We start from the raw sequence: 24081 nt of genomic DNA, 5'->3' as shown, positions 1-24081 counted from the left end.
GCGGAAAGTGTCGTACCCGTACGGCACAGTGTCGGTATGGACGACGTTCTGCACGAGCGCGTGCGGGAAATCATCGAGTCGGTGCCGGCCGGCACGGTGGCGACGTACGGCGACATCGCGGCCCTCGCCGGGGCGCCGTCGCCGCGGATGGTCGGCGCGATCCTGGCCGAGGACGGGCACGACCTGCCGTGGCACCGGATCCTGCGCGCGAACGGCACCCCGGCGCCGCACCTGGTCCACGACCAGCTGGAGCGGCTGCGGGCGGAGGGCGTGCTGGCCGACGGGCAGCGCGTGGACCTGCGGAAGTACCGGTGGAAACCGGACGGAGAGGAGGAAGCCGAGGGGTCGTTGTTCTAGGCCGGGCTACTCCTTGCCCAGCTTCGTGACCAGCAGCTTCACCAGCGCGCCCAGGCGCTGGCGGTCCGGCTGCAGCGTCTCGACGCCCGCCGCCGCCAGCGGCGCGGCCGTCACCGGCCCCACGCACGCCACCACCAGCGGGCCGCGCAGCACGGCGAGCACCTCGTCGTAGCGCCCGTACGACCGGGCCAGCGTCAGGAAGTTCGCCGCCGCCGGGGCGCTGGTGAACGCCAGTGCGTCCAGCTCGCCCGCCACGAGCGCGTCGATCAGCTCGTGCACCGGGGTCACGTCCGGCGGCGAGGTCCACCGGTACGGCTGCACCTCGGTCAGCCAGGCGCCGGCTTCCACCAGCGGCGCGGTCAACTCCGGCAGCGGTGTCCCGTGCAGCTGGACCGCCGTCCGCTGCCCGAGCACGCCCGCCGAAGCGACGGCCTCGAACAGCTCGGCGTTCGACTCCGACGCGGCCGAGAACGTCTCCCGCAGGCCGGCGCCGCGGACCGCACCCACCGCCTTCGGGCCGCGGGCGTAGATCCGCGACTCCCGCAGGTGGTCCAGCAACTGCGGCCGCAGGCCCCAGCCCTCGGCCGCGTCCAGCCAGCCGCGGAAGCCCGCGCCCGTGGTGACGACCGTGATGTCGACCGGCGACATCACCAGCTTCAGGGTGGCCTCGTGCAGCTGGGGGTCGGCATCCAGGGGCACGATGGTGATCGTCGGAGCGTGCCGGACCTCGGCGCCGTAGCGCTCGAGGGCCGTGATGAATTCGCCGGCCCGGCGCTCCGCCGTGACGCCGATCGCGATGCCGCTCAGCTCACCCATAGAACGCGCCCATCTCCTCGATCGCTTCCGCCAGCTCCGCCCGCAGGTCCGCCGGTTCGAGGACCTCCAGGTGCGGCCCGAAGCGCAGCAGCTCGCCGATGGCCGGTTCGCCCGGCTCCACCGGCAGCTCCACGGTGAGCCAGCCGTCCGCGTCGGGCTCGTTCGGACACTCGCGCAGGGCGCGGGCGCCGACAGAACCTGCGTAGAACGGTACGAGAGCCTGGGCCCGCGGCGAAAGCCGCACCACCGCGACGCGCGGGTACATCCGGCGTTCGAACTGCTCGGACCACTCCTGCCAGTACCGCGCGAGGTCGAACCCGGCCGGCCGCTCGAACGTCTCGCCGAGGTCGGTCAGCTCCAGCACCCGCGAAATCCGGTACGTCCGGTCCGTGCCGTCGCAGCGGGCCGCCAGGTACCAGTTGCCCGCCTTGAGGATCAGCCCCAGCGGCTCGACGTCCCGTTCGACGACCCGCTGCCCCCACCGTTCGTAGCGGATCCGGATCCGGTGCGACGACCACACGGCGTCGGCGATCGCCGACAGCGCCGGCAGGCTTTCGATGCCGCGGTGCCAGCCGGGGACGTCCAGGTAGAACCGCTCGGCGACGCGCCCGGCGCGGTCGCGCAGCTCGGCAGGCAGCGCGGCGTACAGCTTGAGCTGCGCGGCCGCCAGCACCGTGCCGAGGCCCAGCTCGGCCGCCGCCACGGGCAGGCCGGCCAGCGACAGCGACTGGGCCTCTTCCTCGGTCATCCCGGTGAGCCGGGTGCGGTAGCCGTCGACCAGCCGGTAGCCGCCGGTGCGGCCGCGGTCGGCGTACACCGGGACGCCGGACGCCGAGAGCGCGTCGATGTCCCGGTAGACCGTCCGCACCGAGACCTCGAGCTCTTCGGCCAGCTCCTCGGCCGTCATCCGGCCGCGGTTCTGCAGCAGCAGGAGGACGGACAGGAGACGGCTGGCGCGCATGCCTCGAATTCTGGCAGAAATACCTGACACAAGCTGACAGGTATGCCCGGCAGGGTGATCCCCATGAACGGATTCACGACGAAGAACTGGGAAGAAAAGATCCTCAGCGGCGTCGAGGGCGGCCCGCGGGTGGCGTACGCGCACGCCACGTTCGCGTATGAAGGCGTCATCGAGGGTGAGTCGATCTGCGACCTTCTGCTGTACTACGCGGGCGAAGGGTACGACAGTGGCCAGACGACGTCGCCGTGCTTCGAGCGCTTCGAGGGCAAAGTCGACGGTCGCGAAGGGACGTTCATCGTGCGTCACGAGTACACGTTCGACGCCAAGGGCATCGCCTCGACGTTCGCCGTCGTCCCCGGCTCCGGCACCGGCGAGCTGGCCGGGATCACCGGCAGCGGCACCGCCGGGGGCGCCATGGGCGAGGACAAGGTGGCCTACACGTTCGAGTACACGTTCTAGGAGCTGCAAGTGGACCGCCGTCAGGTACTCGCCTACCGCATCGCCGAGCACGGCCTGCACCGCTCGGCGAAGGACGTCGCCGACCTCGCCGTCGTCCGGGCCGGGCTGCAGGACAGCATGCGCGACACCGCGTTGCTCGCCCTCGCCGCCCGGCTCGACGGCCCGGTGTCCCCCGAGGACGACGAACGGCTCGTCCTGGCCTGGACGTTGCGCGGCGCGCCGCACTACCACCTGCGCTCGGACCTGTCCGAGGCGATCCGGGCGCTGATCCCGCTGGACGACGCGGACGCGCAGGCGCGGATGCTGTGGCAGCGCAAGGAAATGGCGGCGACCGGGCTGCCCGCGACCGAGGTGGTCTTCACGGCGGCCGCCGCGCTCCGCAAGGTCGTCACGGAACCGATGACGAAGGGCGCGGCTTCGGCGGCGGTCACGAAGGTGCTGCCGCCGTCGTTCTCGCGGTGGTGCCGGGGTTGCAACGCGACGCACATCCAGGAGCAGCTGATGCGCATCGCGACCCCGCACGCCGGCGTCCGCCTGGTGGCGGGGGCGTCCCCGGCGACGCTGGCGCCGCTGGAGGGCCGCGGCCGGCTGCGGAAGACGCCGGACCCGGCGGCGGCGACGGCGGTGATCGAGCGGTACCTGCGGCTCAACGGCCCGGCGTCCCCGGGCGAAGCGGCGGAGCACGCGGGCACGGCCCGCGCGGTGGTGGACCGGACGTGGCCGGCGGACCTGGCTTCGGTGGAGGTCGAGGGCAAGACCCGCTACTTGCCGGCGGATCGCCTCAAGGCGCTGGAGAACCCGCCGGAGCCGGAACTGGTGCGGCTGCTGCCCCCGCTGGACCCGTTCATCCAGGCCCGCGACAAGGCGTTGCTGGTCCCGGACCCGGCGCGGCGCAAGGAAGTCTGGAAGATGCTGGGCAACCCGGGGGTCCTCCTGGCGGACGGCGACATCGCGGGCACGTGGCGCACGAAGGGCAGCGGCGCGAAGCTGACGTTCACGCTGACGGCGTTCGACCCGCTGCGCCCGGCGGTCCGCGAGGAAGCGGAAGCCGAAGCGGCCCGGGTGGCGGCCGCGCGGGGGTTCGAGAAGCACGCGGTCACCTGGGCAGGCTGACCCCGGCCCGCGGGGGCACCCCCCGTAATCCACATTACCGGAAGGCACCGACAATTCCGGGCGCCGAAGCCGGCCGGCACCGGTCCGCGAGGACCGTCCGGAACGGTCCCCGCGGACGGCGCTGCCCGCCTCACACGCTGTGGGCGTCGATGTCGCCGTAGGACGTGGTCGCCCGGATGGTCAACCCCACCGTGCCCTCGTTCTTCAGCGCGTTGCTGATCCGGCCGTACGTCGTGCCCGCGTCGAGGGAGGCCGAGACGCCCGGGGCCGCGCCGACCGTGATGTTGCCCGCCTGGGTGCTCAGGACCAGGTTGCCCGCCGACGCCTCGGCGATGCGGATGTCGCCCTTTCCGGTGGTGATCTCCGCCGAGCCGGTCAGCCGGCCGACCGAGACGTCGCCCGCGTGGGACTTCAGGCGCAGGCCCGCGGCCTCGTCGAAGACCACCTCGCCGTGGGCGCCCTCGACGGTGACGCCGCCGAGCCGGCCGACGCCGCGCAGCTCGACGCTGGCGGCCGTGACGTCGACCGATGAACCGGCGGGCAGCTCGACGGTGACGTCCACCGCACCGGACGGGCCGAAGTACTGGTTCTTCGCCTCGAGCGAGATGCGCAGGACGCCGTCGTCGAAGGCCACCTCGGCCTGCGAAGCCGCCTTCACGTCGCGGCTCTTCGCCGGGTCGGCGGGGAGCACCTGGACGACCGTGTCCTCACGGGGCGAGGCGGCGAACCGGACGCGGCCGGCGGGGATGTGGAGAACGGTGGCGATCGGGGCGGGGGTGGTGAAGTTCTGCATCGGGATCTCCTCGGTAGGTGGTGTGAGACCACCTTCGCCGGTCCCGCTGACACCGGAAGGCCACCGCACTGACACGGCCGCTGACACGCCGTCAGACGTCGACAGCCAGCCGGTATCCCCGCTTCACCACCGTCTGGACCACCTTCCCGCCCCCCAGCGACGTGCGCAGCCTGCCGATCGCCGTCTCCACCGCGTGCTCCTCGCCGCCCCCCGGCAACGCCGAGATCAGCTCGCGCCGTGACACCACCCGGCCCGGCGTCGCCGCCAACGCGCGCAACAGCGCCATCGGTGCCGGGGCCACCTCTCGCCACTCCCCGTCCACGATGGCCGCCTGGCCGCGGAGCTCGATCGAACGCCCGCCCGCGCGCAGCCGCGGCGAGCGCGCGACCAGCGTCTCCGCCACCGTCCGCGCCAGCGCGCCGATCCGCGCGCGGTGCGGCTGGACCGTCGGCACCCCCAAAGCGGCCAACGGGCCGGCCGTGATCGGGCCCACGCACGCCGCCACCACCGGGCCGGACAGCGCCGAAACGAGCCCCGCCAGCCGGCCCGTGCGCTTGGCCAGTGCGATGAGCGACGCCGCCGCCGGGGCACTCGTGAACGGCAGTGCGTGGATCGAGCCGTCCAGGACGCCGTCCAGGAGCCGGTCCACCGGGCCCGGGTCGACCGGGCCGACCCAGCGGTACACCGAAATCTCGATGACCTCCGCGCCGGCCGCGCGCAGGGTGTCCACGAAGTACGGCAGCGGCTCCCCGTGCAGCTGCACCGCGATCCGCAGCCCGTCGACCCCCGACGAGAGCAGGTGCTGCAGCAGCTCCGCGTTGCTCTCCGACGCGGGCGAGTACGCCTCCGACAGCCCGGCCGCCCGGAGCGCGCCGGTGACCTTCGGCCCCCTGGCCAGCAGCGACGCCGAGGACAGCCGTGCCAGCAGCGAATCCCCCAGCCCCCAGCCCTCGGCCGCTTCGAGCCAGCCGCGGAAGCCGATGCCGGTGGTCGCGACCACCGCGTCCACCGGCGATTCGAGCAGCCGCGCCGTCGCCGCGTGCAGCTCGGTGTCGTCCGTCAGCGGCACGATCCGGATCGCCGGGCCGTAGCGGACGCTCGCCCCCTTGCGCACCAGCAGCGCGCCGAGCTCGTCAGCCCGGCGCGCCGCGGTGATGCCGATCACGAAACCGGCCAGTGGGAGCACATCGCTCACGGGCTCTCCACTTCGACGACGCCTTCCCGCACGCGCACCTCGTACACCGGCACCGAAACGCCGGAAGCGTCCAGGCACTGGCCGGTTTCGAGCGCGAACCGTTCCTTGTAGACCGGCGACGCCACCACCGGCACGCCGTCGGCGTCGCCGACGATGCCGCGCGAGAGCACCGCCGCGCCGCTGCACGGGTCCCAGTTCGACAGAGCGTGGAACCGGTCGCCGGGCAGCCGGAAGATCGCCACCTGCACGCCGCCGTCGAGCAGCGCCGCCACCCCGGCGTGCTCGGGCACCGCGCCGGCCGGGCAGACCGCCGTCCAGGTTCGCTGGATCGAAGTAGTCATCGACGCACCTCCGGCACTCCGAGCATGACGGGCACTTTCTGCTGCCGCTCCTCGCGGAACGAGATCGCCGGGTCGGGCGTACCCGGCGCGTTGACGAACGAGGTGAAGCGGGCCAGCTTCTCCGGGTCCTCCAGGACGCCCTTCCACTCGTCGGCGTAGTTGTCGACGTGCTTGGCCATCGCCGCGTCGAGGTCTTCGCAGATGCCGAGCGAGTCGTCGACGATCACCGCGCGCAGGTGGTCGAGGCCGCCTTCCATCTCCTCGATCCACGGCGCGGTCCGCTGCAGCCGGTCGGCGGTGCGCACGTAGAACATCAGGAACCGGTCGATGGTCCGGATCAGCGTCTCGGAGTCCACATCGGACACCAGCAGGTCGGCGTGGCGCGGGGTCGTGCCGCCGTTGCCGCCGACGTAGAGGTTCCAGCCGTTCTCCGTGGCGATGATGCCGAAGTCCTTGCTCCGCGCCTCGGCGCACTCACGCGCGCACCCGGACACCGCCGCCTTGAGCTTGTGCGGCGACCGCAGGCCGCGGTACCGCAGCTCCAGCTCGATCGCCAGCCCGACGCTGTCCTGCACGCCGTAGCGGCACCACGTCGACCCGACGCACGACTTCACCGTCCGCAGCGCCTTGCCGTAGGCGTGCCCGGACTCGAACCCGGCGTCGACGAGCCGGCGCCAGATGAGCGGCAGCTGGTCCACGGTGGCACCGAACAGGTCGATCCGCTGGCCGCCGGTGATCTTGGTGTACAGCCCGAAGTCGCGCGCCACCTCGCCGATCACGATCAGCTTGTCCGGCGTGATCTCGCCGCCGGGGATCCGCGGGACGACCGAGTACGTGCCGTTGCGCTGCAGGTTCGCCAGGTACCGGTCGTTGGTGTCCTGCAACGTCATCTGCTCGCCGCCGAGCACGTGCCCGTTGCCGAGGGTCGCCAGGATCGACGCCACCGCCGGCTTGCAGATCGCGCAGCCGCTGCCCGAGCCGTACCGGCCGATCAGCTCGCTGAACGTGGTGATCTGCGTGGCCTGGACGATCTCGAACAGCTCGGCGCGCGACTGCGGGAAGTGCTCGCAGACGGCCTTCGACTGCTCGACGCCGGCCGCGCTGAGCAGCTTGCTCAGCAGCGGGACGCACGACCCGCAGGCGGTCCCCGCTCGGGTGCACGCCTTGAGCTTGGGGACGGTGTCGCAGCCGTCCTCGTGGATGGCGTTCGTGATCGTGCCCTTGGACACCGCGTTGCACGAGCAGATCTGCGCCGCGTCGGGCAGCGCGTCGACGCCGACCGCGGCCCCGCCGCCCGCCGGGGCGAGGATCGCGCCCGGCTCGGCCGGCAGCGGCCGCCCGACCAGCGCGCGCAGCGTGTTGTACTCAGTGGCGTCGCCGACGAGCACCCCGCCGAGCAGCGTCTTGCCGTCGTCGGTGACCACGAGCTTCTTGTACGTCCCGGCGACCGCGTCGTTGACGGCGACTTCCAAAGCGCCCTCGGTCTTCGCGTGGGCGTCGCCGAAGGAAGCGACGTCGACGCCCATCAGCTTCAGCTTCGTGGACGTGTCCGGCTCCGGGAACGTCCCGGCGCCGCCGGTGAGCTGCGCGGCGACGATCTCCGCCATCGCGTACCCGGGCGCCACGATGCCGTAAACCTTGCCCTCGACCGCGGCGCACTCGCCGATCGCGTAGATCGCCGGGTCGCTGGTGCGGCACGACGAATCGGTCAGCACACCGCCGCGCGGGCCGAGGTCCAACCCGGACTGCCGGGCGAGGTCGTCGCGCGGCCGGACGCCGGCGGAGAACACGACGAGGTCGACGTCGAGTTCGGTGCCGTTGCCCAGCTTGGCCAGCAAGCGAGCGCCGTCCGCCTCGATGGCGTCGGTGGACGTTCCCGTGTGGACGGTGACGTCCAGGTTGGTGATGAGCCGCCGCAGCAGCGAGCCGCCGCCCTCGTCGACCTGCAGCGGCATCAGCCGCGGCGCCATCTCGACGACGTGCGGGGACAAGCCCATGTCGCGCAACGCCTTCGCGGCCTCCAGGCCGAGCAGGCCACCACCGATGACGACGGCCGAGCGCCGTCCACGGCCCGGCTTGTCGATCGCCGCCGCGCGGATCGCGTCGAGGTCCTCGATGGTCCGGTAGACGAAGCAGCCGTCCAAGTCGTGCCCGGGCACCGGCGGCACGAACGGCCGCGAGCCCGTGGCCAGCACCAGGGCGTCGTAGGAGACGACGTCGCCGGACGCCGTGGTGACGGTCTTCGAAGACCGGTCCACCGAGACCGCCAGCTCGCCGAGCCGCAGGTCGACGTGCGAGTCACCCGCGTAGTCCGAGCCGGGCAGCGCCAGCGTGGCCGGGTCCCAGGTGTCCACGTAGGACGTGAGCGCCACCCGGTCGTACGCCGGGCGCGGCTCCTCGCACAGGACGACGATGTGCCAGGTACCGGAGGGGTCTTCCGCGCGCACCGCCTCCACGAGCCGGTGGGCGACCATGCCGTGTCCGGCGACGACCAAGGTGGGCATCTCAGACCTCCGCTCCCGCGAGCGCCAGACCGCGCTCACTCGTGGGCTGTTCGGCGGGCTTCCGCAGGTAGACCGCCCAGGTGACGGCGAAGCAGAGCCCGTAGAAGACGAGGAACCCGATGAAGGCGGGCACCCCGCTGTGCGCGTCGGCGAAGGACTGCCGGAACGCCAGGTTGATGAACAGGCCGCCTTCGGCCCCGATCGCGCCGGCCAGGCCGATCAGCGCACCGGACAGGCGGCGCGCCTTGAGCAGCTCGGCCGCCTCCTCGGCGCCGTTCGCGATCGCCACCTTCGCCTTGGCCCGGAAGATCGCCGGGATCATCTTGTACGTCGAGCCGTTGCCGATGCCGGTGAGCACGAACAGCACCACGAACGCGACCGTGAACAGCACCAGCGACTTCGAGGTCGACGCCATGATCAGCACGACCGTGGCCAGCGCCATCCCGATGAACGTGAAGAAGGTGATCTTGCCGCCGCCGATCCGGTCGGCCAGCCAGCCGCCGGTGGGCCGGGAGAGCGAGCCGAGCAGCGGGCCCAGGAACGTCACCGCGGCCGCTTGCAGCGGGGTGCGGCCGAACTGGTTCTGCAGCACCAGGCCGAAGGCGAAGCTGTAGCCGATGAACGAGCCGAACGTGCCGACGTAGAGGAACGACATCACCCACGTGTGCGGGTCCTTGACGACCTCGCGCATCGCCTTGGTGTCACCCTTCATCGTGGCGAGGTTGTCCATGAAGAAGTACGCGCAGAGCGCGGCGACCACGATCAGCGGCAGGTAGATGAACAGCACCAGCCGCGGCGCGGTGGCCCCCGCCGTGCCGATCACCAGCAGCCCGACCAGCTGGATCGCCGCGACGCCGAGGTTGCCGCCGCCGGCGTTGAGGCCCAGCGCCCAGCCCTTGTGCTTCTCCGGGTAGAAGGCGTTGATGTTCGTCATCGACGAGGCGAAGTTGCCGCCGCCGACCCCGCCGAGGGCCGCGACCAGCAGGAACGTGCCGAGTGACGTGCCGGGGTGCAGCACGACCGCGGCCAGCGTGGTCGGGATCAGCAGCAGCACGGCCGAGACGACCGTCCAGTTGCGGCCGCCGAACTTCGCCACGGCGAAGGTGTACGGCAGCCGCATCAGGCCACCGATCAGCGTCGGCGTCGAAACCAGCAGGAACTTGTCGGCGGCGGAGAAGCCGTAGTCCTTGCCCATGAACAGGACGATGACCGACCAGAGGGTCCAGATCGAGAAGCCGACGTGCTCGGCGAAGACCGAGAACCACAGGTTGCGGCGGGCGACCTTCTTGCCCGTGGACTCCCAGAACGCTTCGTTCTCGGGTTCCCAGTGTTCGATCCAGTGCTTTCCTTGGTGGGCCACGGCGTTCTCCTTCGTGCGGCGGTTCATGGTGGTCAGTGGGGATCGGTCACTGCGCGGCAAGCCAGTTCGCGATGCCGCCGACGGTGTCCGAGCACCCGCCGCATCCCGTCGTGGCTCGCGTGGCCCGCGCCAGTGCGGGAGTGTCGGTGGCCCCGGCCTTCCAGGCTTCGATCAGCCGGCCCTTGGTGACGTTGTTGCAGCGGCAGATCACCGCGGCCGCGGGCAGGTCGGCGGGGCTGGCCGCCGGGGTGCTGCCGCTGGGCAGCGCCCGGCCGAGCAGGACGGCGAGCCGGTCGTCCGGCAGCAGCGTCCCGCGGTCGTGGAACTGGGTGATGGTGGCGGCCGCGTCGGGCAGGCCGAGCAGGATCGCCCCGGCGACGCGGTTTTCGCGGACGACGAGCTTGCCGTACCGGCCGCCGGTCGGGTCGTTGAACGTCAGCACCTCGGCGCCGCCGTCGGACGCTTCGAGCTGGGTCTCGCCCAGCGCGGCCAGGTCGATGCCGCGGGCCTTGAGCCGGGTCACGGCGGTCGTGCCGCGGTAGCGGGCGGCCGCGTTCGTGCCGGTCAGGACGTCGGCCAGGACCGACGCCTGTTCCCAGGCGGGCTGGATCAGCCCGGCCGGGGCGCCGGGGTGGCGGGCGCAGTCGCCGAGTGCGTGGATGCGGCCGTCGCTGGTGCGCAGGGTGTCGTCGACGAGGATGCCCCGGTCGACGTCGAGCCCGGCTTCCTCGGCCAGGCTCGTCTCGGCGCGGACGCCGGCGGCGACCACGACCAGGTCGGCCGGGACGAGGGTGCCGTCGTCGAGCTTGAGGCCGTCGCCGGGCAGGTAGCGGGCGGCGGTGGCGCCGAACTTGAACGTCACGCCCATGTCGGTGAGCTGGCGGGCCAGTACGTGCCCGGCGGCCGGGTCGAGCTGGCGTTCCATGACGTGCCCCAGCGGGTGCACGACGGTCACCTGGTTGCCGCGCCCGGCCAGCCCGCGGGCGGCTTCGAGGCCGAGCAGCCCGCCGCCGAGCACCGCGACCGGCGCGCCGAAGCGGGCGGCGTCGAGGATCTTGGCGCAGTCGTCGAGGCTGCGGAAGGCGACCACGCCGGGCCCGGCTTCGAGGCCCTCCACCGGCGGGATCCACGGGTTGGCGCCGGTGGCGAGGACGAGCGCGTCGTAGTCGATCGAGGAACCGTCGGCCAGCTCGACGCAGCGCTTCTCGCGGTCGATCCGGGCGACGTCGACGCCGAGCCGCAGGTCGATGTTGTGGCGCTGAGCCCACTCGTCGTCGTGCAGGCGGACGCTTTCGGCGCTCATCCCGCCCGCGACGACGGCGGACAGCAGCACCCGGTTGTAGGCCGCGTGCTTCTCGGCACCGAGGACGGTCAGCCGGACCCGCTCGGCGATCGGGTCCCGGCGGCGGATCTCGTCGGCCAGCCGGGCTCCGGCCATGCCGTACCCGACGATGACGACTTCACGGGGGCTCATGCGGCACCATCCACTCCATCCATGCCCCCGCCACCACCCTCAACGGAGGCGCTTCGCACCACTGTTTTTGACTCGAGAGACACGGCACACACCTTGAACTCCGGCATCCGGGAGACCGGGTCGAGCGCCGGGTTGGTGAACAGGTTGGCGCGCTGCTCACCGGGAAAGTGGAACGGGAGGAAGATCAGGTCGGGCTTCAACGACTGCGTGAACCGGACGCGCGCCACGGTTTCGCCGCGGCGGGACCGGACCACCGCGCGGTCGCCTTCTTCGAGGCCCGCACGCTTGGCGGTGTCCGGGTGGACCTCGACGAACACCTCCGGGACGACGTCGTTCAGCTCGCCGATCAGCCGCGTCTGGGCACCCGACTGGTAGTGCTGCAGCACGCGGCCGGTGGTGGCCTGCAACGGGAACTCGTCGTCCGGCAGCTCGGCCGGGCCGGTGTGCTCGACCGGCACGAACCGCGCGCGGCCGTCCGGGTGGGCGAAGGATTCGAGGAACATCCGCGGAGTGCCCGGGTGGTCGCTCTCCGGAACCGGCCAGTGCAGGGCCTCGCCGTTGCGCAGCCGGTCGTAGCTGACGCCGGAGTAGTCGGCGATGCCGCCCTTGGACGCGATCCGCAGCTCCTCGAACACCGTCTCGGCGTCGGCCGGGAACCGGTTCTCCGGCTGTCCCAGCCGCTGCCCCAGTCCGTGGAGGACGTCCAGGTCGGAGCGAACGCCCGGCGGCGGCGTCAACGCCTTGCGGCGCAGCAGGATCCGGCCTTCGAGGTTGGTGAGTGTGCCGTCCTCTTCGGCCCACTGGGTGACCGGCAGGACGACGTCGGCGAGGGCCGCGGTTTCCGACAGCACGAAGTCGGCGACGACCAGGAAGTCCAGCGAGGCCAGCCGGTCCTGGACGCGCTGCGAGCGCGGCGCCGAGACGACCACGTTGCTGCCGAACACCATCAGCGCCTTCGGGCCGTTCTCCTGACCGAGCGCTTCGAGCAGTTCGGTGGCCGAACGGCCGGGGCCGGGCAAGCTGCTCGCATCCACGCCCCAGACGCCGGCGACGTACTCGCGCGCGGCCGGGTCATCGAGCTTGCGGTAGCCGGGCAGCTGGTCGGCCTTCTGGCCGTGCTCGCGGCCGCCCTGGCCGTTGCCCTGGCCGGTGAGGCAGCCGTAACCGGAGCCCTGGCGGCCGGGCAGGCCGAGGCTCAGCGCGAGGTTGATCCAGGCACCGACGGTCGCGGTGCCGGTGGCGTGCTGCTCGGTGCCGCGCGCGGTGAGTACGTAGGCGTTGCGGGCGTTGGCGAGCTTCTCGGCGGCGAGGCGCATGTCGGCGGCCGAGACGCCGGTGACGCGCTCGGCGCGTTCCGGCCACCAGCTCGCGGCGATCCGCCACATTTCGGCGAAGCCGCTGGTCCGGTCGTCCACATAGGACTGGTCGAGGTGGCCGCCTTCGACGACGGCGTGCAGGATGCCCAGCGCCAGCGCGAGATCGGTGCCCGGCGCGGGTGCCAGGTGCAGGCTCGCCAGCTCGGCGGTCGGGGTGCGCCGCGGGTCGACGACGATCAGGTCGGTGCCACGCAGGTGCTGGGTGAACGGCGGCATCGTCTCGGCCGGGTTCGCCCCGGCGAGCAGCACGACGTCGGCCTGCTTCAGATCCGTGACGGGGAACGGCATCCCGCGGTCGGCGCCGAACGCCTTGATCCCGGCGGCGGCGGCCGAGGACATGCAGAACCGGCCGTTGTAGTCGATCTGCGAGGTGCCGAGGGCGACGCGGGCGAACTTGCCGAGCAGGTACGCCTTTTCGTTGGTCAGCCCGCCGCCGCCGAAGATCGCGACGCCGTCCGGCCCGTGCTCGGCCTGGATCGCCTGCAGCTTCCGGGCGACGTGGTCGAGGGCGAAGTCCCAGCTGACCGGCTCGAGCGCGCCGTTGACGCGCAGCATCGGGGTGGTCAGCCGCTTCGGCGAGGTGAGGAGGGTGCCGGACGTCCAGCCCTTCTGGCACAGGCCGCCGGCGTTGACCGGGAAGTCCCGCGGCGTCACGCGGGCGCCGTCGAGGCTCATCCCGCACTGCAGCGCGCAGTACGGGCAGTGGGTGTCGACCTGCGGCATCGGGCACCTCCTCGGCGGTTCGGGCTTGCCCTGACGCTAAGGAGGCCGTGTTAACCGGATTCGACCGAATGTTTCAGGCAGTTGACATTGCGGCGGTGTTTCCGGCGCCCGGCCGGTGAGATCGCCGTCCACCTGCCGGGAGTCCGGAGGTCAGCGGCGCTTTATCCGAGATGACCGGCGATCCTGCGACCTCGGTCACAAGGGTCCCCAGCCGTACTGGTCGGCGAGCCGGCACTCGAACCACCACTCGGCCCACGGGGGAAACGGGTCGGGCAGCGTCCGTGCCAGGAACCGGCGGTCGGCCTTGGCCAGGACGGCCCCGACCAGGGCCCGCTCCCGGCGTGGCAGCGTGCCGAGCAGCTCAGCCAGATCGGCCCGGTCCGCGAGCGGATCGCAGCCGGGGCAGGGACAGTCCGGCCGCCAGAACCGGAACGGCGGCCGGGTGAAGTACTCCCAGTTCCGGAGCGCGCGGGCGACGGCACCCGGCACCAGCCCGGCGTCCGCTTCGGCGAAGGCGAGCTGCCGCTGCGCGCGGCGGGACAGCTGGGGGATCTTGGCCGGCGGCGGCCCCGCTACATCGAGCCGGCGGGTGCGGCGCAGGCTTCCGGGGCGCCTACGCGGCATGGCCCTTTCGGTAGGTGATCACGCGATCATCATCCCAGCCGCGTCAACAGCTATAGGACGCCGGACACCTCGCGCGCCGCCGCGCGCAGGCCGTCCAGCGACGCCTGCGTCGAACGCGGGTTCAGTGCGTTGGACGCCAGCCGGAACAGCACCGCGCGCAGCAGCAGCTGCGGCCATTCCGGCAGGTGCGCCCAGCGTTCGAGCAGGTCACGGCCCGCGCCGCCCCAGGCGAGCGCGTCGACCGCGACGATCGCCGCGCCGTACTCGCCCGGGCGGTAGTAAGGCACGAAGTCGACGACACCGGGGACGTCGTCGCCGTCGAACAGCAGGCCGGCCAGCAGCTCGCCGTGGGCCACCTGGTGCGGGAGGTTGACCGGGCGGCGGGCGCCGGCGAGCACTTCGAACCAGCGGCCGCCCTTGGTCTCGTCCAGGGGGACCTCGAGCTCTTCCCAGGCGACGCGGTCGGCGACCGCATCGAGGTCGGTGCGCGCGTCGAGGAAGTCCGGCCGCGGCAGGCCGACGGTGGCCCGGTGCAGCTTCACCGCGGCCAGCACCGACGGGTCGCCGCGGTGCTCCGGCGTGCCGGGGACGAACCGCGACGCCGTCCAGCCGCCGACGATCCAGCGGCCGTCGGTGGACCGGACCGGCTTCCCGACCCGCAGGCCCGGCTCGCGGACGTAGTCGAGCGCGTGGGCGGTCCAGAGCGTCCGGGCCTTGTCGGTGACCGGCTTGAGCACGAGGTCGCCGCAGCGCCACGCCGCCGAGTCCGGCAGCCGCGCGCAGCTGCCGGCGACGCCGCCGAAGGCCGCGCAGACGTGCGCCGGAGGGCGTTCGAGGGTTGACCGCACGGACCTGACGCTACCTGGCCGGATGTGCCACGAATGAGAAGACGCGCTGCTCACGTACCGTTTTGAGCGCTGGAGCTCGACTCGGGCGAAACGCCGTGAAGGCCGCCTCCGAAGCCGGAGGCGGCCTTCACGGACACACTGTCAGTAGGTGGGCAGGCTCGGGTCGATCTGCTTCGCCCAGGCGAGCACGCCGCCGCCGAGGTGCGTCGCGTCCTTGAAGCCGGCCGCGTGCAGCGCGGCGAGGGCCTCGGCGGACCGGGCACCGGACTTGCAGTGCAGGACGATCGGCTTGTCCTGCGGCAGCTCGGCCAGCGCCTCGCCCGAAAGGATCCGGTCCTTCGGGATCAGCGTCGCACCCTTGATGTTGACGATCTCGTACTCGTGCGGCTCGCGGACGTCGATCAGCGCGAAGTTCTCGCCGCTGTCGAACTTGGCCTTGAGCTCGGCCGGGGTGATCGTGCTGCCCGAAGCCGCCTGCGCGGCCTCGTCGGAAACCACCCCGCAGAACGCCTCGTAGTCGATCAGCTCGGTGATCTTCGGGGTCTCCGGGTCCTTGCGGATCTTGACCTCGCGGTACTTCATCTCCAGCGCGTCGTAGCTGATCAGGCGGCCGAGCAGCGGCTCGCCGATGCCGGTGATGAGCTTGATCGCCTCGGTCACCATGATCGAGCCGATGGACGCGCAGAGCACGCCCAGCACGCCACCCTCGGCGCAGGAGGGGACCATGCCCGGGGGCGGCGGCTCCGGGTAGAGGTCGCGGTAGTTGAGGCCCTTGCCGTTCGGCGCGTCCTCCCAGAACACGCTGACCTGGCCCTCGAACCGGAAGATCGAGCCCCAGACGTACGGCTTGCCGAGGATCACCGCGGCGTCGTTGACCAGGTAGCGCGTCGCGAAGTTGTCGGTGCCGTCGACGATCAGGTCGTACTGCTCGAAGATCTCCAGCGCGTTCGACGAGTCGAGCCGGTCGGTGTGCAGGTGCACCTTGACCAGCGGGTTGATCTCCGCGATCGACTCCTGCGCGGACGCGGCCTTGAGCTTGCCGACGTCGGACTGGCCGTGGATGACCTGGCGCTGCAGGTTCGACTCGTCCACGACGTCGAAGTCGACGATGCCGAGCGTGCCGACCCCGGCCGCGGCCAGGTACAGCAGCGCGGGGCTGCCGAGGCCGCCGGCCCCGATCACCAGGACCTTCGCGTTCTTCAGCCGCTTCTGCCCGTTCACCCCGACGTCCGGGATGATCAGGTGACGGCTGTACCGGGCCACCTCTTCCTTGGTGAGCTCGGCAGCCGGCTCGACGAGCGGCGGCAGTGCTGACATGGGTCCTCCATCTCGCGCGCGGATCGCGTCCATCCCACTATGCACAACGCGCGCAGGCAAATAAGCCTTCCCAGGTCCAGATGCTGGGACACCCTACGGCGTGGGGTTGGGCCAGGAGTTCGTCTTGCAGACGCGGCCGTCCTTGGCCACCTTGCCCTTGTCGCCGCCGGGGATGTCGTTGAGCATCGACACGTAGTCGTCGGAGACGCCGAACGACTGCTGCATCATCACCGGCGCGGGCTGGTCGTTGCCGCCGCAGCCGACGTGCTGGTTGCCCAGGGCGTGCCCGACCTCGTGGTTGATGGCGTACTGCCGGTACCCGGTCATGTCGGCGCCGTACGCCTTGGCGCCGCGCACCCAGCGGGCCAGGTTGATCAGCACGCGGCCGAGGCTCTTGCGGTAGCAGGATGCCTCGAACTTGATCTGGAACCCGCAGGCGTCCGGCCGGTGGGTGGTCTCCGGCGTGGTGAGGCTCACCCGGAAGGACGGGTTCGGGAAGTTGCCGTCCACCCGCTGGAACGCGATCTTGCCGTCCCAGGTCCAGCCCTGGGCCGGGTTCGACAGGGTGCCCTGGACGGCCGTGGCGAAGGCGTCGTCACCGGCGTAGCTCGCCGGGTCGATCCCGTCCTCGACCTCGACGGTGTAGGTGTACAGCTTCCCGTTGCCGATCTTCGGGCCGCTGCCCGGGACGACGTGCCACTTGCCCGCGCCGGCCTGCGTGAACGGGATGCCTTCGGGCAGGTCCGCGGTCGGCACCTTCAGGTCGACCGGGGTGGCCGGGTTCTCCGGGATGGCCTGCTCGCCGTTGCCGTCGATGGCGCCGCCGGAGGAGTCGCCGCCCGCCGACTCGGCGCCGGGCCCGGCGCCGGTGCCCTGCTCGGCGATCGGCTGGGCCGGGCTGTTGGCCGTGTTGACCACGACGAGGACGGTCAGGATCACCAGGATCGGCAGGGCGTAGACGCGCCAGCCGTAGGTCTTGGTCAGCTTCGCGATGCCCGACTTCGCCGGCTCCTCGGCCTTCTTCTCCGGCGCGGTGTCGACCTGCGGTTTCCAGGAGGCGCTCAGCGGCTCGGCGCTGGTCCGGCGGCTGCCCGGGCGGTAGCGGTCTTCGCCGACACGCTGCGCCGGCGCCTTCGACGGGCGGTACTGGCCGGTGCGCGGGGCGTCCGCGGGCTCCGGCGTCCGGCGGGCCGACGCGCGGTGGGGAGCCCGCCGATCTTCGCCTCGCGCGTCCTGCTTCACCCGGTCCACCGCACCAGGGTGCCACAGCGGCGAGGCACCGCTCTCGCCGACTGGCGGATCATCGAGTGAACTCGGCATCCCCCGATCGGCTTACCAAGAGCCCGCTTCGACGTGCTCCCACATGCCGAGGACGGCCTTCGCGACGACGACCGGGCGTTCCATCTGGGCCACGTGACCGGTGCGCGGGAGCACCAGCAACCGGGCCCGCGGGATGGCCCGCGCGGTCCGCGCGGCGCGTTTCACCGAGATGACGCGGTCCTCCCGCCCCCAGACGACCAGCGTCGGCGCCCGGACGAGCGGCGCGACCGACCACAGCGACGCCTTCCCCAGCGTCGACCACGCCCGGAAGATGGCGAAGGTGCTGCGGGCCATCGCGGGTGCCGCCCAGGCGAACCCGGCGCGGGCCCCGTGTTCCTCGGTCAGCTCGTCGAGCCGGCTTTCCGGGAACCGCGACGGGTCGGCGAAACACAGCTTGATGACCTGCGCGGCGCGTTCCCGCGGCCCGAGCGCGGCCAGCTGGGCCCGCACGCGCGCGCCGACCAGCGGCAGGTAGGCGAGCGCCATCCGCGGGTCCGACAGCCGCCGCGGGTCGAGGCGCAGGTCCGGCACGGCCGGCGAAATCAGCGTCAGCGTCTCCACCAGTTCCGGCCGCCGGGCCGCGATGAGCAGCGCGATCGCGCCACCCATGGAGTTGCCGAACAGGTGCACCGGCGCCCCGACGGCCTCGATGTGCCGTGCCACGACGTCGGCGTGCGCCTGGAGCGTGAAGTCGAAGCCCGCTTCGGGCTCGGAGTAGCCGAAGCCGGGCAGGTCGGGCGCGGTGCCGCCGGCGACCGGCGCGAGCAGCGCGGCCAGGTCGGTCCAGTTCGTCGACGAACCCCCGAGGCCGTGCACGTACACGGCCGGCACGCCGTCCGGGCCCGGCGTGCGGCGGACGTGGAGCCGGGCGGTGCCGACCTCCTCGAAGGCCGCAGGCCACGGCGGCGGGACCGGGTCGAGCGACGGCAGGGCCCTGGTCGAAAGCGGCACGTGGGTCAGCGGCGCCCGCGCCGGCACGGGGGTGTTCACGGATCCAGAATGCCCGACCCTTGGCGCGGCACACGTACCGGCGAGTAATCTTCAGGGCGACTTCACGCGGTGGCGACCCCGCCCGTCGAAGAAGAGATGACGGGAGGACGAAGCATGACGGAGATGACGCGGTTGCAGCAACGTGGGGTGCGGCTGCCCCGGACCGAGCGCCGGGCCCAGCTCCTCGCCGCGGCGCAGCGGGTCTTCGCCGAAAACGGTTACCACGCTGCCGCGATGGACGAGATCGCCGAGGTCGCGGGCGTCTCGAAGCCCGTGCTGTACCAGCACTTCCCCGGCAAGCTCGATCTGTACATCGCGCTGCTGGAAAGCCACGTCGACGAGCTGGTCAAGCGCGTCCAGAACGCCCTGGACTCGACGACGGAGAACAAGCAGCGCGTCCCGGCGACGGTCGGCGCGTTCTTCGACTTCGTCAGCAACGACGCGGGCGCGTTCCGGATGGTGTTCGAGTCCGACCTGCGCGGCGAGCCTGCCGTCCAGGAAGCGGTCGACCGCGCGACGTCGGCGAGCGTGGACGCGATCACCGAGACGATCACCGCGGACGCGGGCCTCGACGAGGACAAGGCGCGGCTGCTGGCGGTCGGGCTGGTCGGGATGAGCCAGGTCAGCGCCCGCTTCTGGCTGGCCCACCACCAGTCGATGAGCCGCGAGGAGGCGGTGGCCCTGACGGCCAACCTGGCCTGGCGCGGCATCGGTGGCGGCTTCCCGCTCAAGGACAGCTGAGCGGGCGGCGGCAGGATTGTGAACTATCCGGTTAGTCCGTTGCCGGACTAACCGGATAGTTCACCGGTGCGGTCGCGAACTCACCGGATAGTCCATGCGCTCAGCGCGCGGCGGCGACCCGCACCAGGGCCGAGATCCGGCGGGCCACCTCGAAGGGCCGCTCCTGCGGGAGCATGTGCCCGGCGCCCGGGAACCGGACGAATTCCGCGTGCGGCAGCTCGTCCGCGATCACCTTCGCGTGCGCCAGGGGGCAGAGCCGGTCCTTCTCGCCCGCCAGCACCACCGACGGCACGTCGCACAGCGCGCCCAGCCCGCCGACGCCGCGGTGCGCCGCGATGGCGTCCAGGAACATCCCCGCGCTCGCCGGGTGCGCGCACAGCAGCTGCTCGACGACGCTGTCCACCTGCGCGCGTCCCGGGCGGTCGCCGAACACGAGCCGTCGCGCGCCCGAGCGGACCATCCCCGGCCGCAGCCGCAGCGTGTCGCTCCGCAGGCGGGCCAGCAACCGGGCCACCCGCGGCTCGAAGCGCGTGACGCTCCGGCCGACCAGGCCCGGGAACCCGAGCGTGAGCTGGTCCATGTCGCCCGACGACGTCGCCACGAACGCCGCGCCCGCCAGCCGCTCGCTGACCAGCGCCGGGTGCCGTTCGGCGAGCACCATCAGCGTCATGCCGCCCATCGAGTGGCCGGCCAGCACGAGCGGCCCCGCCGGGACGCGGTCGGCGATCAGCTCGGCGAGGTCGTCGGCCAGCCGGGCGATCGTGGCGCCGCCGCGCCGGGCGGGTGCCGAACCGCCGTGGCCGCGCAGGTCGTAGCGCAGCACGCGCAGGCCGGGGTCGAGGCGCGGCAGCACGAAGTCCCACGTGCGGTGGTCCTGCGTCCAGCCGTGCACCAGCACCAGTGTCACGGCCGAGTCGGCCGGCCCGGACTGCGTGACGTGCAGTGCGGCGCCGTCGCTCGCGACGAACCGGTGCCCGGCCGAGGGGTCCCGCAGCCGCGACGCGGTCGTCATCGGCCCGCCGGGAGCAGGAACGACTTGCGCCAGAAGTACTTCCCCGGCAGCCCCACCAGCCCGGACTCCTGCAGGAACGGCATGATCTTCTCCCCGGCCCAGGCGATCGTCCCCTGCCAGTGCGGGTTGTTCAGGGCCGCCTCGACGCCGTCGCGCGGCCGGATGCCGACCGCCTTGTAGACGTCCGGGTTGATGAACGCCCGCGTCACGAAGTAGGAGATGACCGCGATGATGAACTGTTGGTAGCCGATCTCGGCCTTCGACAGCTTCGCCATGCCGCGCGTGACCTCTTCGCGGGCGAAGGTGACGTGCCGGGCCTCTTCCAGGACGTGGATCCGGTTGACCATCCGGACCAGCGGCTGCACGCCTTCGTCGTTCATCTGCTCGCGCTGCAGCCGGTCCAGGACCTCCTCGGCGACCAGGATCGCGCCGTAGCGCGCCGGGCCGTAGGAGATCGTCGGCATCAGCTTCGCGAGGCGCCGCAGCCACGGCACCGGGCCGTAGGCGGGGCAGCCGATCCGCGCCGCCATCCGCGCGAACATCGTCGAGTGCCGGCATTCGTCGGCGATTTCGGTGAGCGCGAACTGGGCGTGCGCGGACGTCGGGTCCTGCTCGTAGACCTCCTTGAGCAGCATCTGCATCAGCAGGATCTCGAACCACAGCCCGGTGGTCGCGACGCTGGCGACCTCGTGCTTGCCCAGCTCGATGCGTTGTTCGGGGGTCAGCTTGTCCCAGAGTTCGGTGCCGTAGAGCGAGGAGCGCTCGTCGAGGATGAACCGCTTGCCTTCGACCAGCGGGGCGGTCCAGTCGATGTCGACGTCGGGGTCGTAGAACTTGTTCGCCGACGACTTGAGCAGGCGGTCCGCGGTCTTTTCGCGGTCCGGTTCCTTCAGCGTCCGCGTCATTGCCGACACCCCTTCCGGATGTGTAACTTGAGGTAACAGTTACCTGTGCGTAGCATGACCCTCGTGATCGAACGTGTCAAGCGCTCAGGCAAGCAGCCCGGCAGGTCCTCCCGTGACGAGGAAGCGACCGGCGACGCCCGGCGCGACCGCTGGCGCAAGCACCGGATCGCCCGGCGCAAGGAGTTCGTCGAAGCCGCGCTGCGGGCCCTCGACACGCACGGCCCGGACCTCGGCATGGAGGACGTCGCCGCGGAGGCCGGCGTCACGAAACCGGTGCTGTACCGGCACTTCGACGACAAGGCCGACCTGTACGTGGCGCTCGGCCAGCGCGGCACGGAGATCCTCTTCGAGCGGCTGATCCCGGCGATCAACGCCGAACTGGCGCCGGTCCCGCGGATCCGGATGGCGCTCGACGCGTTCTTCACGGTGATCGAGGAGCACCCGAACCTGTACCGGCTGCTGGCGCACGGGCGGCCGGAGAAGCCGGTGTCGTCGGACGTGGTGGCCGAGGACAAGGAACTGATCGCGACGGCGCTGACGGCGCTGCTCGGCGACTACATGCGGATGTTCAACATGGACTCCGGCGCGGCCGAGCCGTGGGCGCACGGCATCGTCGGCATGGTCCAGAACACCGGCGAGTGGTGGCTGGCCCGCCGGTCGATGAGCCGCGACGCGGTCGTCGAGTACCTGACCCAGATCATCTGGGCGGCGATCGACGGGCTGACCCGCCAGAACGGCGTGGTCATCGACCCGAACCAGCCCCTGGAAGCCAACAAGGTGGTCCAGCTGGGCCGCACCTCGGAGTCGTTGGAGGAAACCTCATGAGCGAGCACGACGAAGACGGCTACAGCGGCGAAGCCACCCTGGTGGTCGACGGCGTGACCCTGACGGCGGCGGTCGAGCTGCGCGGCTACTTCCAGCCGATCGACGGCTACTACCGCTGGTACGGCCGGGTGGCGGTGAACGACGAGCTGACCGCGCTGGCGGGCGGCAAGAAGAAGGCCGTGTCGATCCAGACGGGCTCGCACTCGGCGACAGGCGAGCTGTCCGACCCGGACCCGTGGGGCCGGTACCGGATCACGGGCACCAGCACCCCGCCGTTCCACGTGCCGACGACGCTGGAAGAGCTGAACGCCTAGCGGTCAGGGCAGGCGCGGGCTCGGCAGTTCCACGCCGGGCAGCACGCCGTTCGCGATGTCCGTGGCCCGCCACTTCCGGATGATCAGCCGGACCGCCGTGACCGGCGCGGCCAGGAACGGCGCGGCCTCCGGGACCTTGGTGACGAGCAGTTCGCGCGCCCGCGCGTCCTCGTCGCGGCCGACGATCTCGGCTAACGCCTGGGCCTGCAGGAACGGCTGCATCGGCGAGCCCGTGGAGACCACGACCGAGACGACCGGGTTCTCCCGGATCGCCGCCAGCGTCCGGCCGCGGTCCTCGAGCACGAGGTTCAGGGTGAACTCGCCGCTCTCGGCGAAGTACACCCCGCCGACCCACGGCCCGGTGCTGCCCGAGGTGGCGAGGAACAGCGACTTGTGCGCGGAGAGGGTGCTCCGCACGAGATCCGCGACGGCGGCCGGCTCGAGAGTGGTCACCGGCCGAAGCTAAGCCGCGGAAAAGCGACACTCCAAGCAGAACACCACAATCCGGTGAAACCCGGGCACGCGAAAGCCACCCCGGGAACGTCCCGAGGTGGCTGTTGCGGGCTGTGGGTCAGTCGCCGACGCCGAAGCCGACCTTGCGGACGTCCGAGGGGGCGATCTCGACGTACGCGATGCGGTCGGAGGGGACGATGTACTTGCGCCCCTTCTCGTCGTTGATGCGGAAGAGCCCGTCACCGGCCGTCAGGGCCTCGGCGACCAGCTTCTCCACCTCTTCGGGAGACTGGCCACTGGACACCACCAGCTCGCGCGGCGTGTCCTTGATGCCGATCTTGACCTCCACGTGGGACCTCCGCTGAAAATTCGTAAGGGATGTGCCCGGCAAGGCTAACCGAACCGGCTCGTTCCGGTGGCGCATGACCGCGCCCGACCGCGTCGTCACGTCCAGGTACTCCATCGGGATCAGCCCAGGCCGAGCGCCTGCATGCGCTTGGTGTGCCCCTGTTGCAACCGCCGGAACAGCGCGGCAATTCCGGAGAGGTCGCCCGAGCCGTTGACGATGAGCTCGGCCAGCCCGTCGCGCTCGGCGACGACGTACTGGGCCTGGGTCAGCGCCTCGCCGAGCAGGCGGCGCCCCCACAGGGCGAGCTTGTCGCGGGTCTTGGGGTCGGCCTCGATGCCGGCCGCGACTTCGCGTTCGGCGAACGCGGAGTGGCCGGTGTCGGCCAGCACGGTCAGCACCAGGTCCTTGGTCTCCGGGTCGAGCCAGCTGGCGATCTCGCGGTAGAGGTCGGCCGCCAGCCCGTCGCCGACGTAGGCCTTGACCAGCGACTCCAGGTACGACTTCGGCGGCGTCGAAGCGTGCCAGGCGTCGACCTGCGCCACGAACGGCGTCATCGCGTCTTCGATCTTGACGTCGTGCGCGGCCAGGTGCTGGGCGAGCAGGCCGTAGTGACCGATCTCGGCGGCCGCCATGGTCGCCAGCGCGGCGCGCCCGGCCATCGTGGGCGCGTGGCGCGCGTCCTCCGCCAGCCGGTCGAACGCGGACAGTTCCAGGTAGGCGATCACACCCAGAAGGTCGACTACGCCCTCGGAGATCTCTTTCGGCTCGGTCACGGGGGCAGGGTATCGCCGAAGCACCCGGGCGTGTCGGGACGAGACCGATCACACTGGTTCCGGCGCGCCGGGTACTGTCGAAAAACTGCTGACCAGGTACACTGGCGTCCGATATCAAGCTTCCGTACGCCATACCGG

Annotated in this window: 25 protein-coding genes; 6 read left to right on the top strand and 19 right to left on the bottom strand. The window is 71.7% G+C overall.

The window, feature by feature from the left end; translation table 11 throughout:
* Window positions 1–36 precede the first annotated feature (36 nt).
* Window positions 37–357 carry an MGMT family protein gene (locus AB0M93_RS43130; RefSeq protein WP_364285638.1) on the top strand — a complete coding sequence of 107 codons (321 nt, stop codon included), beginning with the start codon at window positions 37–39 and terminating at the stop codon, window positions 355–357.
* A gap of 6 nt (window positions 358–363) precedes the next feature.
* Here AB0M93_RS43130 and AB0M93_RS43125 read toward each other — a convergent pair whose 3' ends face one another.
* Together AB0M93_RS43125 and AB0M93_RS43120 are read right to left on the bottom strand one after the other, a co-directional pair.
* Complete coding sequence (locus AB0M93_RS43125; protein WP_364285636.1) at window positions 364–1173, bottom strand: uroporphyrinogen-III synthase; 810 nt, start codon at window positions 1171–1173, stop codon at window positions 364–366.
* Complete coding sequence (locus AB0M93_RS43120) at window positions 1166–2134, bottom strand: YafY family protein (RefSeq protein ID WP_364285634.1); 969 nt, start codon at window positions 2132–2134, stop codon at window positions 1166–1168. Before AB0M93_RS43120 ends, AB0M93_RS43125 begins: the two co-directional genes overlap by 8 nt.
* 63 nt (window positions 2135–2197) lie before the next feature.
* Between AB0M93_RS43120 and AB0M93_RS43115 the strand changes: the two genes are divergently transcribed.
* Window positions 2198–2593 carry a DUF3224 domain-containing protein gene (locus AB0M93_RS43115; protein ID WP_364285632.1) on the top strand — a complete coding sequence of 132 codons (396 nt, stop codon included), beginning with the start codon at window positions 2198–2200 and terminating at the stop codon, window positions 2591–2593.
* A 9-nt stretch (window positions 2594–2602) separates the two neighbouring features.
* Window positions 2603–3706, top strand: coding sequence for a crosslink repair DNA glycosylase YcaQ family protein (locus AB0M93_RS43110; protein WP_364285630.1), 1104 nt, complete (start codon window positions 2603–2605; stop codon window positions 3704–3706).
* A 130-nt stretch (window positions 3707–3836) separates the two neighbouring features.
* On the opposite strand, the gene AB0M93_RS43105 is transcribed toward AB0M93_RS43110, so the two are convergent.
* From AB0M93_RS43105 to AB0M93_RS43050, 12 genes are all read right to left on the bottom strand, one after another.
* Entirely contained in the window at window positions 3837–4499 is a 663-nt protein-coding gene (locus tag AB0M93_RS43105; protein ID WP_364285628.1) for a DUF4097 family beta strand repeat-containing protein, read from the bottom strand.
* A 91-nt stretch (window positions 4500–4590) separates the two neighbouring features.
* On the bottom strand, window positions 4591–5694 hold the full coding sequence (locus AB0M93_RS43100) for a uroporphyrinogen-III synthase (protein WP_364285626.1): 1104 nt from the start codon (window positions 5692–5694) through the stop codon (window positions 4591–4593).
* The gene (nirD, locus tag AB0M93_RS43095) at window positions 5691–6035 is read right to left on the bottom strand and encodes a nitrite reductase small subunit NirD (RefSeq protein ID WP_364285624.1); all 345 of its coding nucleotides are present in this window, start codon (window positions 6033–6035) and stop codon (window positions 5691–5693) included. Before nirD ends, AB0M93_RS43100 begins: the two co-directional genes overlap by 4 nt.
* Window positions 6032–8539: a nitrite reductase large subunit NirB gene (nirB, locus tag AB0M93_RS43090; protein WP_364285622.1), complete on the bottom strand. Its 2508-nt coding sequence runs from the start codon at window positions 8537–8539 to the stop codon at window positions 6032–6034. The genes nirD and nirB overlap by 4 nt, the downstream gene beginning before the upstream one ends.
* A 1-nt stretch (window position 8540) precedes the next feature.
* Entirely contained in the window at window positions 8541–9926 is a 1386-nt protein-coding gene (locus AB0M93_RS43085; protein ID WP_364285620.1) for a nitrate/nitrite transporter, read from the bottom strand.
* 19 nt (window positions 9927–9945) lie between these two features.
* On the bottom strand, window positions 9946–11373 hold the full coding sequence (locus AB0M93_RS43080) for an FAD-dependent oxidoreductase (RefSeq protein ID WP_364285618.1): 1428 nt from the start codon (window positions 11371–11373) through the stop codon (window positions 9946–9948).
* Window positions 11370–13472, bottom strand: coding sequence for a molybdopterin oxidoreductase family protein (locus AB0M93_RS43075; protein ID WP_364285616.1), 2103 nt, complete (start codon window positions 13470–13472; stop codon window positions 11370–11372). The genes AB0M93_RS43080 and AB0M93_RS43075 overlap by 4 nt, the downstream gene beginning before the upstream one ends.
* Before the next feature lie 195 nt (window positions 13473–13667).
* Window positions 13668–14096 (bottom strand): hypothetical protein, encoded by a 429-nt coding sequence (locus AB0M93_RS43070; RefSeq protein WP_364285614.1) that lies wholly within the window; start codon window positions 14094–14096, stop codon window positions 13668–13670.
* Between the two features lie 50 nt (window positions 14097–14146).
* The gene (locus AB0M93_RS43065; RefSeq protein ID WP_364285612.1) at window positions 14147–14944 is read right to left on the bottom strand and encodes a TIGR02569 family protein; all 798 of its coding nucleotides are present in this window, start codon (window positions 14942–14944) and stop codon (window positions 14147–14149) included.
* A gap of 141 nt (window positions 14945–15085) precedes the next feature.
* Entirely contained in the window at window positions 15086–16261 is a 1176-nt protein-coding gene (gene moeZ, locus AB0M93_RS43060; RefSeq protein WP_364285610.1) for an adenylyltransferase/sulfurtransferase MoeZ, read from the bottom strand.
* 93 nt (window positions 16262–16354) lie between these two features.
* On the bottom strand, window positions 16355–17512 hold the full coding sequence (locus tag AB0M93_RS43055; protein ID WP_364285608.1) for a DUF3152 domain-containing protein: 1158 nt from the start codon (window positions 17510–17512) through the stop codon (window positions 16355–16357).
* 81 nt (window positions 17513–17593) lie between these two features.
* On the bottom strand, window positions 17594–18571 hold the full coding sequence (locus tag AB0M93_RS43050; protein WP_364285606.1) for an alpha/beta fold hydrolase: 978 nt from the start codon (window positions 18569–18571) through the stop codon (window positions 17594–17596).
* A gap of 114 nt (window positions 18572–18685) precedes the next feature.
* On the opposite strand from AB0M93_RS43050, the gene AB0M93_RS43045 reads away from it, so the two are divergent.
* On the top strand, window positions 18686–19312 hold the full coding sequence (locus AB0M93_RS43045; RefSeq protein WP_003095505.1) for a TetR/AcrR family transcriptional regulator: 627 nt from the start codon (window positions 18686–18688) through the stop codon (window positions 19310–19312).
* 100 nt (window positions 19313–19412) lie between these two features.
* On the opposite strand, the gene AB0M93_RS43040 is transcribed toward AB0M93_RS43045, so the two are convergent.
* On the bottom strand, window positions 19413–20324 hold the full coding sequence (locus AB0M93_RS43040; RefSeq protein WP_364285604.1) for an alpha/beta hydrolase: 912 nt from the start codon (window positions 20322–20324) through the stop codon (window positions 19413–19415).
* Window positions 20321–21229 carry a diiron oxygenase gene (locus AB0M93_RS43035; protein ID WP_364285602.1) on the bottom strand — a complete coding sequence of 303 codons (909 nt, stop codon included), beginning with the start codon at window positions 21227–21229 and terminating at the stop codon, window positions 20321–20323. The genes AB0M93_RS43040 and AB0M93_RS43035 overlap by 4 nt, the downstream gene beginning before the upstream one ends.
* Window positions 21230–21283: 54 nt before the next feature.
* Between AB0M93_RS43035 and AB0M93_RS43030 the strand changes: the two genes are divergently transcribed.
* Both AB0M93_RS43030 and AB0M93_RS43025 read left to right on the top strand, forming a co-directional pair.
* Window positions 21284–22054 carry a TetR/AcrR family transcriptional regulator gene (locus AB0M93_RS43030; RefSeq protein WP_364285600.1) on the top strand — a complete coding sequence of 257 codons (771 nt, stop codon included), beginning with the start codon at window positions 21284–21286 and terminating at the stop codon, window positions 22052–22054.
* Window positions 22051–22368 (top strand): DUF4873 domain-containing protein, encoded by a 318-nt coding sequence (locus AB0M93_RS43025; RefSeq protein ID WP_364285598.1) that lies wholly within the window; start codon window positions 22051–22053, stop codon window positions 22366–22368. The genes AB0M93_RS43030 and AB0M93_RS43025 overlap by 4 nt, the downstream gene beginning before the upstream one ends.
* A gap of 3 nt (window positions 22369–22371) precedes the next feature.
* On the opposite strand, the gene AB0M93_RS43020 is transcribed toward AB0M93_RS43025, so the two are convergent.
* The 3 genes from AB0M93_RS43020 to AB0M93_RS43010 form a co-directional block, all read right to left on the bottom strand.
* Window positions 22372–22821: a pyridoxamine 5'-phosphate oxidase family protein gene (locus tag AB0M93_RS43020; protein WP_364285596.1), complete on the bottom strand. Its 450-nt coding sequence runs from the start codon at window positions 22819–22821 to the stop codon at window positions 22372–22374.
* Window positions 22822–22939: 118 nt separating this feature from the next.
* Entirely contained in the window at window positions 22940–23170 is a 231-nt protein-coding gene (locus AB0M93_RS43015) for a DUF3107 domain-containing protein (RefSeq protein ID WP_013223016.1), read from the bottom strand.
* Window positions 23171–23289: 119 nt separating this feature from the next.
* Complete coding sequence (locus AB0M93_RS43010) at window positions 23290–23943, bottom strand: ferritin-like fold-containing protein (RefSeq protein ID WP_364285594.1); 654 nt, start codon at window positions 23941–23943, stop codon at window positions 23290–23292.
* Between the last annotated feature and the right edge of the window lie 138 nt (window positions 23944–24081).

The organism is Amycolatopsis sp. NPDC051102, assembly GCF_040682815.1.
Lineage (GTDB): Bacteria > Actinomycetota > Actinomycetes > Mycobacteriales > Pseudonocardiaceae > Amycolatopsis.
This window is presented reverse-complemented; position numbering and strand designations above follow the sequence as displayed.